Origin of the sequence: Exiguobacterium sp. s123, assembly GCF_018617075.1 — a bacterium.
In the GTDB taxonomy this organism is placed as follows: domain Bacteria; phylum Bacillota; class Bacilli; order Exiguobacteriales; family Exiguobacteriaceae; genus Exiguobacterium; species Exiguobacterium profundum.
Map to the genome: position 1 here is coordinate 642,369 of NZ_JACSJL010000001.1, position 13,320 is coordinate 655,688.

14 protein-coding genes are annotated in these 13,320 nt (G+C 49.4%); all 14 read right to left on the reverse strand.

Going from position 1 to position 13,320, the window contains the following annotated elements; translation table 11 throughout:
* Window positions 1–70: 70 nt before the first annotated feature.
* Window positions 71–1,240: an AI-2E family transporter gene (locus tag KNO72_RS03325; RefSeq protein WP_078146535.1), complete on the reverse strand. Its 1,170-nt coding sequence runs from the start codon at window positions 1,238–1,240 to the stop codon at window positions 71–73.
* Window positions 1,241–1,350: 110 nt separating this feature from the next.
* Entirely contained in the window at window positions 1,351–1,944 is a 594-nt protein-coding gene (yihA, locus tag KNO72_RS03330) for a ribosome biogenesis GTP-binding protein YihA/YsxC (protein WP_015881115.1), read from the reverse strand.
* The gene (gene lon / locus KNO72_RS03335) at window positions 1,945–4,245 is read right to left on the reverse strand and encodes an endopeptidase La (RefSeq protein WP_214757216.1); all 2,301 of its coding nucleotides are present in this window, start codon (window positions 4,243–4,245) and stop codon (window positions 1,945–1,947) included.
* A 72-nt stretch (window positions 4,246–4,317) separates the two neighbouring features.
* Window positions 4,318–5,586, reverse strand: coding sequence for an ATP-dependent protease ATP-binding subunit ClpX (gene clpX, locus KNO72_RS03340; RefSeq protein WP_015881113.1), 1,269 nt, complete (start codon window positions 5,584–5,586; stop codon window positions 4,318–4,320).
* Window positions 5,587–5,797: 211 nt separating this feature from the next.
* Window positions 5,798–7,090 (reverse strand): trigger factor, encoded by a 1,293-nt coding sequence (tig, locus tag KNO72_RS03345; protein ID WP_015881112.1) that lies wholly within the window; start codon window positions 7,088–7,090, stop codon window positions 5,798–5,800.
* Between the two features lie 89 nt (window positions 7,091–7,179).
* Entirely contained in the window at window positions 7,180–8,091 is a 912-nt protein-coding gene (locus tag KNO72_RS03350) for a hypothetical protein (protein WP_214757218.1), read from the reverse strand.
* 250 nt (window positions 8,092–8,341) lie between these two features.
* Entirely contained in the window at window positions 8,342–8,755 is a 414-nt protein-coding gene (locus KNO72_RS03355; protein ID WP_078146531.1) for a group I intron-associated PD-(D/E)XK endonuclease, read from the reverse strand.
* A gap of 226 nt (window positions 8,756–8,981) precedes the next feature.
* Window positions 8,982–9,494, reverse strand: coding sequence for a metallophosphoesterase family protein (locus KNO72_RS03360; protein ID WP_015881110.1), 513 nt, complete (start codon window positions 9,492–9,494; stop codon window positions 8,982–8,984).
* A 5-nt stretch (window positions 9,495–9,499) separates the two neighbouring features.
* Complete coding sequence (locus KNO72_RS03365) at window positions 9,500–10,090, reverse strand: XTP/dITP diphosphatase (protein ID WP_214757220.1); 591 nt, start codon at window positions 10,088–10,090, stop codon at window positions 9,500–9,502.
* Window positions 10,087–10,836 carry a ribonuclease PH gene (gene rph / locus KNO72_RS03370; RefSeq protein ID WP_214757222.1) on the reverse strand — a complete coding sequence of 250 codons (750 nt, stop codon included), beginning with the start codon at window positions 10,834–10,836 and terminating at the stop codon, window positions 10,087–10,089. The genes KNO72_RS03365 and rph overlap by 4 nt, the downstream gene beginning before the upstream one ends.
* Window positions 10,829–11,632 carry a glutamate racemase gene (gene racE, locus KNO72_RS03375; RefSeq protein WP_275059971.1) on the reverse strand — a complete coding sequence of 268 codons (804 nt, stop codon included), beginning with the start codon at window positions 11,630–11,632 and terminating at the stop codon, window positions 10,829–10,831. Before racE ends, rph begins: the two co-directional genes overlap by 8 nt.
* A gap of 112 nt (window positions 11,633–11,744) precedes the next feature.
* On the reverse strand, window positions 11,745–12,008 hold the full coding sequence (locus KNO72_RS03380) for a phosphocarrier protein HPr (protein WP_015881106.1): 264 nt from the start codon (window positions 12,006–12,008) through the stop codon (window positions 11,745–11,747).
* 74 nt (window positions 12,009–12,082) lie between these two features.
* Window positions 12,083–12,523, reverse strand: a complete 441-nt coding sequence (locus KNO72_RS03385) for an acyl-CoA thioesterase (RefSeq protein WP_074032771.1) — start codon at window positions 12,521–12,523, stop codon at window positions 12,083–12,085.
* Between the two features lie 8 nt (window positions 12,524–12,531).
* A complete protein-coding gene (sdhB, locus tag KNO72_RS03390; RefSeq protein ID WP_193343274.1) occupies window positions 12,532–13,320 on the reverse strand; it encodes a succinate dehydrogenase iron-sulfur subunit in 789 nt (262 codons plus the stop codon).

The window sequence follows — 13,320 nt, forward strand, 5'->3', positions numbered from 1 at the left end:
AAAATAAAATAAGAACTTTTTGTGACAAAAAGAAGTAGAAATGGCGAAACTCCATTCCTACCCTTTCTTCTTATGGATTTGGAGAGTTCGGGTCCGTGATGATCGAACTCTCAGGTTCCTCTTTGTCCAAATAATGTTCTCGTTCTCGTAATTTATAGATGCGAACGATATTCTGGACAACCGTTTTGGCGACCGCATAAAACGGTACAGCGATGAGCATTCCGATGATACCAGCCAAATTCCCGGCTACGAGCAAGACGATGATGATCGTGAGCGGGTGTACTTTTAACGACTTCCCTTGAATGAGTGGCGAGATGACGTTCGACTCAATCTGTTGCACGACGATGATGACAACGATGACCCATAATACCTTGATTGGATCTTGAATGAATGCCACGACCACTGCCGGTGCAGCCCCTAGGAACGGTCCAACGTAAGGGATGATATTTGTTACCATCATGAAGAGTGCGAGCAAGATGGCATAATCTACACCGACGATCCATAGACCGATCAGTGACGTGATTCCAACGAAGAATGCGACGAGCAACTGAGCGTTGACGTAGCTCCGCACCGTCTCGTGCATGTCATGCAAGATGTGACGCGTCTCTTTCTCATAGCTCGAGGGTAAGAGTTTGACGATAGCGTCTGGTAAACGTTTCCCGTCGAGTAACATGTAAAGGAGCATGAACGGGATGACGACAATCGTGATAACCGCTGACGTCACGAAACCAACGACTTGCCCAAATGACGAGGCGATATTTCCGAACAAATCACCTAAGTACGACGTGATGTTCGTCGTCAAGTTACGGAACATCTCGTCATTTTCTGCCATGAAGCGTGCAAAGAACTCATTTTGTAGCAACGTGTCACGGACAGCGAACGCCTGTTTCTGAAGTTCTTTTGCGATACTCGGCATAGAGTTGACGAGCGACGTGATTTGTTCGCCTAAAACCGGTCCGAGAATACTGAAGACAAGTGTAAAAATAAGCACGAGTCCGATCAGTGTGATGGCTACAGCTAGCGTTCTCTTCCCTTTTAAGCGTTTCTCTAAGAAATCGACAATCCCGACCAGAAAATAAAAGAAGAGTCCGGCCACAATAAGCGGAACCGTGACGAGTGCCAAGATGACTTGAATCGGTTCAAACACGAATGAGATCTGTGTCCCGACCCAAATGACTAAAAAGATGGTCAGCGTCCAAAAGAGGGCGCGATACCATTTGTTTTCAAACATGCGTTGCATTTCTCCACCTCGTTTACAATGATGACTATGTACTAACTATGATTATACGATAATTACCCGCTTGCGGGCTGACAAAAACAAAAAGGCGAAGGAATCCCTTCGCCTTCTCCTTATTCGCCTTCAGTGATGAGTGCGTAAATCGCTTTCCATGCCTCGTCTTTTCCTTCTGCCGTCTCGGCTGAGAAGGCGACAAAACGGTCAGATGGATCGAATTGAAGCTTGCGTTTCACCGCCGCCTCATGTTTTTGACGCTGACTCTTCTTGATTTTATCGAGTTTCGTCGCCACAACGATGACCGGAATCTCATAATGTTTCAAAAAGTTGTACATCGTCACATCGTCACCCGTCGGATCATGACGGATATCGACGAGTAAGACGACGCCGCGAAGCGCCTCTTGACTCGTCAAATACTGTTCCATCATGACGCCCCACTTCTCACGTTCCGTCTTCGAGACTTTCGCATATCCGTATCCCGGAACGTCAACGAACATGATCTCATCATTGATGTTGAAGAAGTTGAGGGTCTGTGTCTTCCCTGGTTTCGAAGACGTCCGTGCGAGCGCCTTCCGTTGGCAAATCTTATTGATGAACGACGATTTCCCGACGTTCGACCGCCCGGCAAGTGCCACTTCCGGCAATTCATGGACCGGGTAATGGTCTGGCGCGACGGCACTCGTCACAAACTCTGCTTTGTTGATCTTCATTTAATTTCCTCCAAATGCTACATCTAGTACTTCATCGAGTGTCGTCACGGGAACGAACGTCAATTTCTCACGAACCGTCTCTTGAATATCATCGATGTCTCGCTCATTATCTTTCGGAATGACGATGGTCGTCAACCCGGCCCGATGAGCAGCGAGCGCTTTTTCTTTCAATCCGCCGATCGGCAAAACACGTCCACGGAGTGTGATCTCACCTGTCATCCCGACGTCGCGATGGACTTTCTTCCCGGTCAATGCGGAAATCAAGGCTGTCGCGATCGTGATGCCGGCCGACGGTCCGTCTTTTGGCACGGCACCCTCTGGCACGTGAATGTGAATGTCTTGTCGCTCATAGAACGTCGGGTCAATCCCGAACCGCTCTGCGTTTGCACGGACATAGCTATATGCTGTTTGTGCCGACTCCTGCATCACATCACCAAGTTTACCCGTCAACTGAAGTTTGCCTTTCCCTGGAGCGAGCGCCACTTCGATTGTGAGCGTGTCGCCACCAAACGCCGTGTAGGCAAGGCCTGTCACCGCACCGATGGAGTCCTCGGTCTCCCCTTTTCCGTAGCGATACTTCGGCTTCCCGAGATACGTGATGATCGCCTTTTTCGAAATCGTGACCCGTTTCTTCTCCCCGATGGCGATTTGTTTCGCGGCTTTTCGGCAGAGTGATCCGATGACGCGTTCTAAGTTCCGGACGCCGGCTTCACGTGTGTAACGACGGACGACTTCATAGAGCGCATCTTCTTTAATCGTCAACTGACTCTTCTTCAATCCGTGCTCTGTCAACTGTTTCGGCACCAAGTGACGCTTCGCGATCTCTACTTTCTCAAGCTCCGTGTATCCACCGATTTGAATCAATTCCATCCGGTCAAGAAGCGGTGCTGGGATTTGTGAGACATCATTCGCAGTTGCGATAAAGAGAACGTTCGACAAATCGAACGGTTCTTCGATGTAGTGGTCCGAGAAGGAGACGTTTTGTTCTGGGTCGAGCACTTCTAGCATCGCGGACGCCGGGTCCCCTCTGAAGTCAGAAGCCATCTTGTCGATCTCATCGAGCAAGAAGACCGGATTTTTGCTTTCCGCTTGCTTCAGCCCACGGATGATCCGTCCTGGCATCGCACCGATATACGTACGACGGTGCCCGCGGATTTCCGCCTCATCACGAACCCCTCCGAGCGAGACGCGAACGAAGTGACGTTCAAGCGCCGACGCGATGGAGCGGGCGAGTGACGTCTTCCCGACCCCTGGAGGTCCGGCGAGACAGAGGATTGGTCCACGAAGCGAGTTCGTCAACTGACGGACGGCCAGGTATTCGAGGATTCGGTCTTTGACCGACTCCAAGCCGTAATGGTCATCGTCAAGGACGTCTGCCGCATGTTTCACGTCAAGCTTGTCTTCCGTCTCAATGCCCCATGGAAGAGAAGTGACCCAGTCGAGGTAGTTACGGATGACCGCATACTCTGGAGACGTCTGCGGCACGACGTTCAATCGTTCCGCTTCACGCATGACGTTCTTCCGCGTCGTCTCTGGCAAGTCGAGCGCCTCTAACTTCTCACGAAGGCGGTTCGGTTCTGACTCTTGCGTCTGGTCACCGAGCTCTTGTTGAATCGTCTTCATCTGTTCTCGTAAGTAATACTCGCGCTGTGACTGCTCAATCGACTTCTTCGTCCGCTCGCGCATCTCTTGCTCGAGTTCGATCACTTCGACCTCATGTGCGATGATTTCAAGCAGTTCAAGCCCTCGTTTGACCGCATCTGCTTCTTCAAGCATCGCTTGGCGAAGTTCGACGTCGACATCGAGTTTTGATGTGATATAGTCCGTGAGCGATTCAAGTCGCTCATACATCTCGAAACGGCGACGCTCATCTGGAGACATGCCCTTAATGTTTGCGACAAGTTTTCCGAACTGTTCTTTTAACAGACGGACGAGTGCCGTACGTTCGACCTCTTCTCCTTCAGCAAGTTCAAGTGGTTCGACGTTGGCGAACCATCCTTCATCTGTCGATTCGACCGAGTCGACACGGACACGCTCTTTCCCGACAATCCGAACCCGAATCGTCTCGTTCGACAGTTCACTCATCTTCGCGATGTGGACACGTGTTCCAACCGTGTATAAGTCTTCCGGTTCCGGTGACTCGTTCCCTGTTTCTTTCTGTGTCACGACAATCAAATCTGTTTCATGCTCCTTTGCGGCAAGGAGCGCCCGAAGGGATAACGGGCGTCCGACATCGATGGTCACACCGATGAGCGGATATACGACGACTCCTCGCAAAGGAAGGATTGGTAATTTTTCCATATACAACGCCTCCTGTGCAAAAAGGCCCAAAACTCGGATGTGCCGAGTGTTTGAGCCTTCTTCGTTAAAAAATTATGCTGTCTCTTTGTTGTCCCCTGTCTGTTCGACAGTACCGTCACGAAGGACGTATTTCGGACCGGCAAGACCCGTAATCGTTTCATCCGTGATGATGACTTTCTCGATATCGTCACGCGATGGGACAGTGAACATCACATCGAGCATCATTTCTTCGATAATCGAGCGGAGACCGCGCGCGCCAGTCTTACGTTTGATCGCAAGTTTGGCGATTTCGATCAATGCTTCGTCTGTGAAGGTCAATTCGACATCGTCAAGCTCGAGCATTTTCTCGTACTGACGGACGAGAGCATTTTTCGGCTTCGTCAAGATTTCAACGAGCGCTTCCTCATCGAGTGTCGTGAGCGTCGCCATGACTGGCAAACGTCCGATGAACTCAGGAATCAAGCCGAATTTTTGAAGGTCTTCAGGGAGTGCGCGGGCGAGCAAGTCCTCTTGCGTCAACTCGCGATTCTCTTGGTCGTTTCCGAAACCGATGACTTTCTTCCCGATTCGGCGTTTGACGACCGATTCGATGCCGGCGAATGCGCCACCGACAATGAAGAGAATGTTTGTTGTGTCGATTTGGATAAATTCTTGATGCGGATGCTTCCGTCCACCTTGTGGCGGTACGCTTGCTGTCGTGCCTTCAAGAATTTTAAGGAGCGCCTGCTGAACGCCTTCACCGGATACGTCACGCGTAATCGATGGGTTTTCAGACTTACGGGCAATCTTATCGATCTCATCGATGTAGATGATCCCTTTTTCAGCCTTCTCGACATCATAGTCAGCCGATTGAATCAATTTAAGCAAGATATTCTCTACGTCTTCTCCGACGTAACCTGCTTCCGTCAAGCTCGTCGCATCTGCGATTGCGAATGGGACGTTCAAGACGCGAGCCATCGTCTGAGCGAGAAGCGTCTTCCCGCTACCAGTTGGTCCGATCATGACGATGTTCGACTTCGCAAGTTCGACATCATCCGAACGGCCGCCGGCGTTGATCCGTTTATAGTGGTTATAGACAGCGACTGAAAGCGCACGTTTGGCGCGGTCTTGACCAATGACATAATCGTCTAGGATGTTACGAATCTCTTGTGGTTTTGGAATGTCTTTGAATTCGACTTCTTCCTCTACACCGAGCTCTTCCTCAACGATTTCATTACAAAGTTCGATACACTCATCGCAAATGTATACACCTGGTCCAGCGACTAACTTACGAACTTGTTCTTGCGATTTTCCGCAAAACGAGCACTTGAGTTGCCCCTTTTCCTCGTTAAATTTGAACATTCGATACACCCCTTCTGTGGTGAAAATGGATGTAAGTGCGATAAATCGCGATTTGAATTTTCTGGTGCGATGCACCGCGAAAAGACATTTTACATCTCTGCGTTGAAATAATTGTAGCATGAACATATTACGACTTCAAAGAATTACACATGCAATGTGCTGTGACAGAAAAAAGGACGACCGCTAGGCAGTCGTCCCTTCGAATATCAGCTTACTTCGCTTTACCGTTTTCAACGAGGATGTCGATCGCTTTACGGAATTTGAGGTCACCTTTAAGTGTCTCAAGTCCACCTTGCGGAGCGAGCATCGTACGGAGTTGGTCCGGTGCGATGTTGTAAAGTTTAGACATTTCTTCAAGCTCTTTCTCAGCATCTTCGTCAGATACTTCGATTGCTTCTTTGTCAGCGATTGCTTTCAAGACGAGACGAGCTTTTACGCGCTCTTCAGCTTGCTCTTTCATCTCTTCGCGCATTGCTTCTTCAGAAGTACCAGTGAGCTCAAAGTACATGTTAAGGTCGATTCCTTGTGAAGATACACGTGAACCGAACTCTTGTACCATGCGGTCTACTTCTTGTTCAACGAGAACTTCCGGTACGTCGATTGTCGCGTTAGCAGTTGCCTGCTCTACGAGTTGGTCGCGCATTGTACCTTCAGCTTCTTGTTTCTTACCAGCTTCTAAACGCTCACGGATGCTTGCTTTCAACTCGTCGAGTGTCGAAACAGACTCGTCGATGTCTTTTGCAAACTCGTCGTCGAGTTCAGGAACTTGTTTTGTTTTGACTTCGTGAAGTTTGACTTTGAATGTCGCTGGTTTACCCGCCAAGTTTTCAGCGTGGTACTCTTCAGGGAATGTTACTTCAACGTCTTTTTCTTCACCAGCAGTCATGCCGATCATTTGCTCTTCGAATCCTGGGATGAATTGACCAGAACCGATTTCGAGTGTGTAGTTCTCAGCTGTGCCGCCTTCGAACTGCTCACCGTCAGCGAAACCTGCGAAATCAAAGACAGCTGTATCGCCGTTTTCGATTGCACCTTCTTTAACAGCTAGTTCTGCGCCTTGCTGTTGAAGTGCTTCAAGTTCTGCTGTTACTTCGTCTTCTGTTACTTCAGTTGAAACAGCTTCGTACTCGAGGCCTTTGTATTCGCCAAGCTCAGCTTCTGGCTCAACCACGAATGTCACTTTGAAAGCGACTGGTTTGCCTTTCTCGAGCGTACCGTCTACATCGATGTTTTCGAGAGCGATTGGTTCGAAACCAGCTTCTTCAACTGCACCTTGGATCGTGTCGCGGTAGAGAATGTCGAGCGCATCTTGATAGAGTGCTTCTTCTCCATACATTTTGTTGAACATTGGGCGTGGCAATTTCCCTTTACGGAAGCCAGGCACGTTCAAGTCTTTGACGACTGTTTTAAATGCGGCGTCAACTGCTTTATCAAAAGCTTCTGCAGGAGCTTCGTACGTGAGTACGCCTTGGCTACCTGATGTTTTTTCCCATTTTGCTGTCATGCTAAGTCCCTCCAACAATTCGTTTATACCGTACAAAAATGTACAACAATCCGTATTATAGCATAAATCCTCGGTAAGCACACAAGGATTTAGTCTAATAACGCCTGTGTAAAGCGAAGATCCGCCTCTAAAATCTCCGCGGCTAAACCGTCGACCGGTTCGTCATGTAAAATCGCTTGTTTCGCCTGTACGAGCGCCTGTTCCACATCCGCTTTTTCGGCCGGCACATACGGATAATGCGTATACATGTAATTCATCAACAGCTGGGTCCCGATCTCATCGCCTTCAACTGATTTTTGAAGAGAAAAAACTGTCTTCTCCCACGATTCAATCTGCGCTTTTGCTTCCGTTCGTGTCATCTTGTTCGAAATGTCCCCATCCGTCCATTCGATGACATCTAGTTCGGCGAACGCTTTTTCCAACACGATCAGTTTGACGAGCTTCGGACGCTCCGACACGAGCAGTTCATGTAGCACATTGTCGAGCACCGGGTCGATTTGAAAGTGAACATGTTGTAATGCTTCAATCTGTTCCCCCGTACTCCCTCGTGTCAGCGTTCGTTTCAACTTGGCAATTGCCGCCGGAAACTCGGTCATCTTCAACACTTGAAGTACCTGATGTGCCTGTGTGTTGACCGTATCCTTCTTGTCCTGCCATTCGAGATACTGGTTGATCCAGTGCGCCGCTTCAAACGGTTGGTCACGCATGATGTAATACTGCGCAATCTGCAACCCTCCTGATGCCGGTTCTTCCGCCTCGGACATATGGATGCTGACGAGTTCCTGCAGCTTCTCGAGTGTCTCTGGGTCGTCCGGCCGTTCCATTGCACATTGGAAGATTTCCATGAAAATAAACGGGTCACCTGGAATCGTCTGATACCAATCCCATAAAATCGGTTCGATCCGCTGTCGTTCCCCAGAAGCATCTGCCTCCTGAATCATCTTATGCAGACGCGCCCAATTCCCAGGGAACGGATAGTCCTGATCCTTTTCCTTCTCCATCTTCCCTCACCCTCTCTTCCATTCCCCTTCATCTTCCGTTAGGACGCGATTCCTTGTCAATCGATTTCCCGGAAAATGAAAAAAGAGACGTTCTCCGTAGAGAGCGTCTCTATTTTAATGGAAGCGTCCCAAGAGGGATTCGAACCCCCGACCGACGGCTTAGCTTACCACCATGACTTTCGTCACCAACATCGTGTTGTTTGTAGTCTGGACTATATCTTCACCGTTTCAGGTGCGACACGTGTAGTCTCTACGGAACCTCACGATAATCATCTGCAAAAAGAATATTTTGCTTTTGATTATTCTTTGGTATTTTTACCCTCAATGAAATAGATTTTTCAAAAAGATTCGGTTCAAAGTAATAACAGGTATCAGTCTGTGGACAATATACACAGTATACATCAATTTCATCTTTGTTTATAAACCGCGTCTGAACTCCACTCGCGGTACTATAGCTTGAACGAAACCGAACATTTAGAACCCCGTTTGTGTTTAGTTCTCTGTACTTAACTTGAATCCGTTTAAACTGGTTGTCTTTGTAAACAACTAAGTCAAACGGTGCATGTTCAGTTGCAGGGAACAAAATCATAAACCCTTTTTGATATAAATCTACTTGAGCCTTTAAAACACCTAAATCTCCCTTACTTTTTGTGTGATGATACATAAAACATCACTCCTTAAGAGATCGTAAGTTTCCTCGGTATTACCATCAGCATCATCTGTTAAGGCTTCACCGATATAGTGTCGTCCACTTTATAGGTTTCTGTTTCCCTATAAAGGCTCCTATTTGTCTTGAAGGCCGTTGCTCTATCCTGCTGAGCTATTGGGACATTGACATGAAAACTATAATAGAAAAATGGTTTCCTGTCAATCGATTTCCCATTCCAAACTCATAGTTTTCCTGAGATGTCCAAGTCTTCGACGTGAGAACCGTCTTCTGAACGATAGAAACGCACTGTTGCTTCCCCTGCTTCGAGATCGAGTAACGCATACGTTTTGTCCGTTCGTCCTCGCGGCATGCGAATCGAACCTGGGTTGATGTAGACAACCCCGTCCTCGATCAACGCACCCGCCACATGCGAGTGACCGAACAAGACGACATTCGCTCCCACTTCTTCCGCTCGATACCGTAGACGGTTCAAATCGAATTTGACGTCATGATGGTGCCCGTGAACGATTAAAATCGTACCGGCATCCGTCGTCTCGATGCGTTCGAGGGGAAGATCTCCACCGAAATCACAATTCCCCCGAACCGTTCGATAAGGTAACAAATGTTCATCGACAAGGGCGAGCTGTGAATCCCCGCAATGGAACGCGTCATCAATTTCCGCCTCATGTCGTTCAAAAATCGTTGTCAATTCTTCGGTCAAACCATGACTATCACTCACTATTAGAAAACGCATAAGCTTCATCCTTTCATGAATGGTATGATTTCTGCCTCCAGTTTTCGTAGTGCCTGTCCACGGTGGCTGACGACCGCCTTCTCGTCACGTTCCAACTCTGCCGCTGTCTTATGAAGCGATGGGACGATAAAGAGTGGATCGTATCCGAAGCCATTTTCGCCTTGTGGGGAATAACCGATTGTCCCTTCGATCGTTCCACGAACGGTCAACGTCTCTCCGCTCGGTTTTGCGAGACAGAGCGCACAGACGAAACGAGCCGTACGATTCGTTTCTCCGTTCAATTTTTCAAGAAGAAGCGCATTGTTTGCCTCGTCTGACTTTTCTGGACCTGCAAAGCGGGCTGAATATACTCCCGGTGCCCCGTCAAGTGCGTCGACTTCAAGACCGGAGTCGTCCGCCAGAACGGCATGTCCAAAATAAGCTGCCGCCTCCGTCGCTTTTAACGCCGCGTTCTCTTCAAACGTCGTGCCGGTCTCTTCCGTCTCTGGTGCATCCGGATAGTCGAGTAGTGATTCGACCTCGAACCCGAGCGGCGTCAGCATTCCTTCGAGTTCTTCCACTTTTCCAGGATTGTGTGTCGCGATGATCAACTTCATAATGTCTCCTCCGAACGTTCTCCGACGTACCACCAAGAAGCACCGAGTGCCGCTTCCGCCGTCTTAAATAATGATTCGATACCGTGTTGCGCGAGCGCGAGCATCTCGTTCATCTCTTGTAGCGTGAACGTCGCCTCTTCCCCTGTACCTTGTACTTCGACGAACCGACCGCTTGCCGTCATGACGACATTCATATCGACCTCTGCCGCAGCGTCTTCTAGGTAATCCAAGTCTAAGACAAGCTCGTTCGTTCGCCCGACCGAAATTGCGGCCACCCCTTCTTTAATCGGTGTATCTTCAAGTTTCCCTTGGCGAATCAAGCGGTCGACGGCCAACACGAGCGCACAAAAGCCACCTGTGATGGAAGCCGTCCGAGTCCCACCATCCGCTTGAATGACGTCGCAGTCGACCCAAATCGTCCGTTCACCGAGACGTTCTAAGTCCACGACAGAGCGGAGCGACCGGCCAATCAGACGCTGAATCTCCATCGTTCGTCCCGATTGTTTTCCACGTACCGATTCCCGGACAGTACGGTCTCCCGTCGCCCGTGGTAGCATCGCATATTCTGCATTGATCCACCCTTGCTTCTTTCCGCGAAGGAAATTCGGTACCCGCTCTTCCACAGTCGCGGTACAAATGACTTTCGTATCGCCGATTGAAATCAATACGGACCCTTCCGCATGTTTGTTCACGTGCGGCACAATCTCGACTGCGCGCAGTTCATCAAATCGTCTCGTATCACGCAATGCCGGTCACCTCGACTTTCTCCGCATGAACCGGACGCCCGAGCCATTCGCTCGCGAGTCGGTCAAATAGTTCGATATCACCCGTCGCATAGAAGGCATGTGCCGGGACTGCATCCAACCCGTTTTCAAGTTCCTGATAATCGAGCATCGCAGCCACTTCAAGCGCAGTCTCGTCACCTGATGAGATGAGGTGGACGTCCGGTCCGACTACATCTTGAATGACTGGGGCAAGGAGTGGGTAATGCGTACAACCGAGAATCAACGTATCCATCTCGGATGGCTGAAGTGGACGAAGTGTTTCATCCACAACTTGACGCACGCGCTCTCCAGACACTTCTCCAGCCTCTACGAGCGGGACGAACGGTGGGCACGCGAGTGAATACACATCGACCTCACCTGCCACGTGACGTAACGCCTTCTCATATGAACCGCTCTCAATCGTCATCTTCGTACCGATGACACCGATATGCTTGTTGCGCGTTCCTTTGACAGCCGCGCGGGCACCCGGGTCGATGACACCGATGACCGGGATGTCGAGACGTTTGCGCGCCTCCTTCAATACGACCGCTGTCGCCGTATTACAGGCGATGACAATCATTTTAACGTCTTTCTTCAATAAAAATTCAATCAATTCCCATGTATATGCTTCAATCTCATCGTGCGGACGCGGCCCGTACGGACAGCGCTCAGTATCTCCGATATAGACGATCTCTTCTTTAGGGAGTTGGCGCATCAATTCTTTGACTACCGTCAACCCGCCGACTCCTGAATCGAGGACTCCAATCGCTCGTTTCATTTTCATCACTTCCATTCTCACCTATCTTACCAAAAAACCTCGGACGGAAAAAGAAACGTTCCCATGACAAAAAAAGACGAGGTCGCCAGTGGCGCCTCGTCCCTTACCCGAATTACTGAGCAAGACCTTCGCTAGTGAGCATGTCAGAAAGCGTGTTGATTGCTTCTTCTGCATCTTCACCTTCAGCAGTGATCTTGATTGTAGAATCTTTTGCGATACCGAGTGAAAGTACACCCATGATCGACTTCAAGTTAACTGTTTTACCATTGTACTCGAGGTTGATGTCTGATTGGAACTTAGAAGCTGTGTTAACCAACTGAGTAGCTGGACGAGCGTGAATTCCTGAATCAGCAACGACTGTGAACGTTTTTTCCATGAGATGATGGTCTCCCTTCAAAATTCAATTCTACAGGCGAACCAGCAGAATATTTTTTGTTTGTGAACTCATTATCAAATGATAGCGGATTCGCAAAAATTCTGCAAGCGGTTTTTATATTCCGGAGTCCATTCCGTAGGACGACCTTCCTTCGTTAAATGAACGAGGCTTGTCCGTCCGGCGAAAAGGAGTTGCTCTCCGTCATATGCCCCGTAATGAATATCACATGAAGTGTTTCCGACCGTCAAGATATTGGCATGCACAGTCAGCTGTTGACGTGGCATGACTTGTCGAACATAGTCACATTGCGCATCGGCGACGACGACGAATCCGTCCTTTAAAGAGAATCCTGTCGCCTCTAACAACTCGATCCGGGCATCTTCGAAATAGATGAACGGAATTGTGTTGTTCATGTGACCATACGGGTCGCACTCCGAAAAGCGGACTTTCACATCGAGCGCGACACCTGCTTTGACACGTGTTTCCCAACCTGGCTCTCGAAAGTACTTGGTCATCGGCTCGCTTACGCCTCGACCGCAGAACCGGTGCGACCTTTGTCACTACCGAAGAACTGTTTGAACGAGTGAAGCGTCGTTTGACGGTTCATCGAAGCGATTGACGTCGTGAGCGGGATGCCCTTCGGACAAACTTCGACACAGTTTTGTGCGTTTCCGCATTGCATGATGCCGCCGTCTTCCATGAGTGCTTCGAGGCGGTCTTCCGCGTGGAAGGCACCTGTTGGATGTGAGTTGAAGAGTCGGACTTGCGAAATCGCCGCTGGACCGATGAAGTCCGATTTGTCGTTCACGTTCGGACACGCTTCAAGACAAACACCACATGTCATACATTTCGATAGTTCGTACGCCCATTGACGTTTGTTCTCCGGCATACGCGGTCCTGGACCGAGGTCGTATGTGCCATCGATTGGAACCCATGCCTTCACTTTTTTCAACGCGTCGAACATGCGTTGACGGTCGACTTGAAGGTCACGGATGACCGGGAACGTCTTCATCGGTGCAAGACGAATCGGTTGCTCGAGTTTATCGACGAGTGCCGTACACGACTGGCGCGGCTTCCCGTTGATAATCATCGAACAGGCACCACATACTTCTTCAAGACAGTTCATGTCCCAGTTGATTGGTGTCGTCTTGTCCCCGTTCGCGTTGACCGGGTTACGGCGGATTTCCATCAATGCCGAGATGACGTTCATGTTTGGACGGTATGGTACCGTGAATTCTTCCGTATACGTCGCTTGATCCGGTCCATCTTGGCGTTCAATGATGAAGCGGATGTCTTTTTGTTCAGATTGCAT

Bases quoted from the DNA above. Each gene is read 5' to 3' on its own strand.
- sdhB (WP_193343274.1), bottom strand. From the start codon at position 13,320: ATGCAATCTGAACAAAAAGACATCCGCTTCATCATTGAACGCCAAGAT.
- tig (WP_015881112.1), bottom strand. From the start codon at position 7,090: ATGACAGCAAAATGGGAAAAAACATCAGGTAGCCAAGGCGTACTCACG.
- KNO72_RS03350 (WP_214757218.1), bottom strand. From the start codon at position 8,091: ATGGAGAAGGAAAAGGATCAGGACTATCCGTTCCCTGGGAATTGGGCG.
- KNO72_RS03360 (WP_015881110.1), bottom strand. From the start codon at position 9,494: ATGCGTTTTCTAATAGTGAGTGATAGTCATGGTTTGACCGAAGAATTG.
- KNO72_RS03355 (WP_078146531.1), bottom strand. From the start codon at position 8,755: ATGTATCATCACACAAAAAGTAAGGGAGATTTAGGTGTTTTAAAGGCT.
- KNO72_RS03325 (WP_078146535.1), bottom strand. From the start codon at position 1,240: ATGCAACGCATGTTTGAAAACAAATGGTATCGCGCCCTCTTTTGGACG.
- KNO72_RS03385 (WP_074032771.1), bottom strand. From the start codon at position 12,523: ATGACCAAGTACTTTCGAGAGCCAGGTTGGGAAACACGTGTCAAAGCA.
- yihA (WP_015881115.1), bottom strand. From the start codon at position 1,944: ATGAAGATCAACAAAGCAGAGTTTGTGACGAGTGCCGTCGCGCCAGAC.
- KNO72_RS03380 (WP_015881106.1), bottom strand. From the start codon at position 12,008: ATGGAAAAAACGTTCACAGTCGTTGCTGATTCAGGAATTCACGCTCGT.
- KNO72_RS03365 (WP_214757220.1), bottom strand. From the start codon at position 10,090: ATGAAGTTGATCATCGCGACACACAATCCTGGAAAAGTGGAAGAACTC.
- racE (WP_275059971.1), bottom strand. From the start codon at position 11,632: ATGAAACGAGCGATTGGAGTCCTCGATTCAGGAGTCGGCGGGTTGACG.
- lon (WP_214757216.1), bottom strand. From the start codon at position 4,245: ATGGAAAAATTACCAATCCTTCCTTTGCGAGGAGTCGTCGTATATCCG.
- clpX (WP_015881113.1), bottom strand. From the start codon at position 5,586: ATGTTCAAATTTAACGAGGAAAAGGGGCAACTCAAGTGCTCGTTTTGC.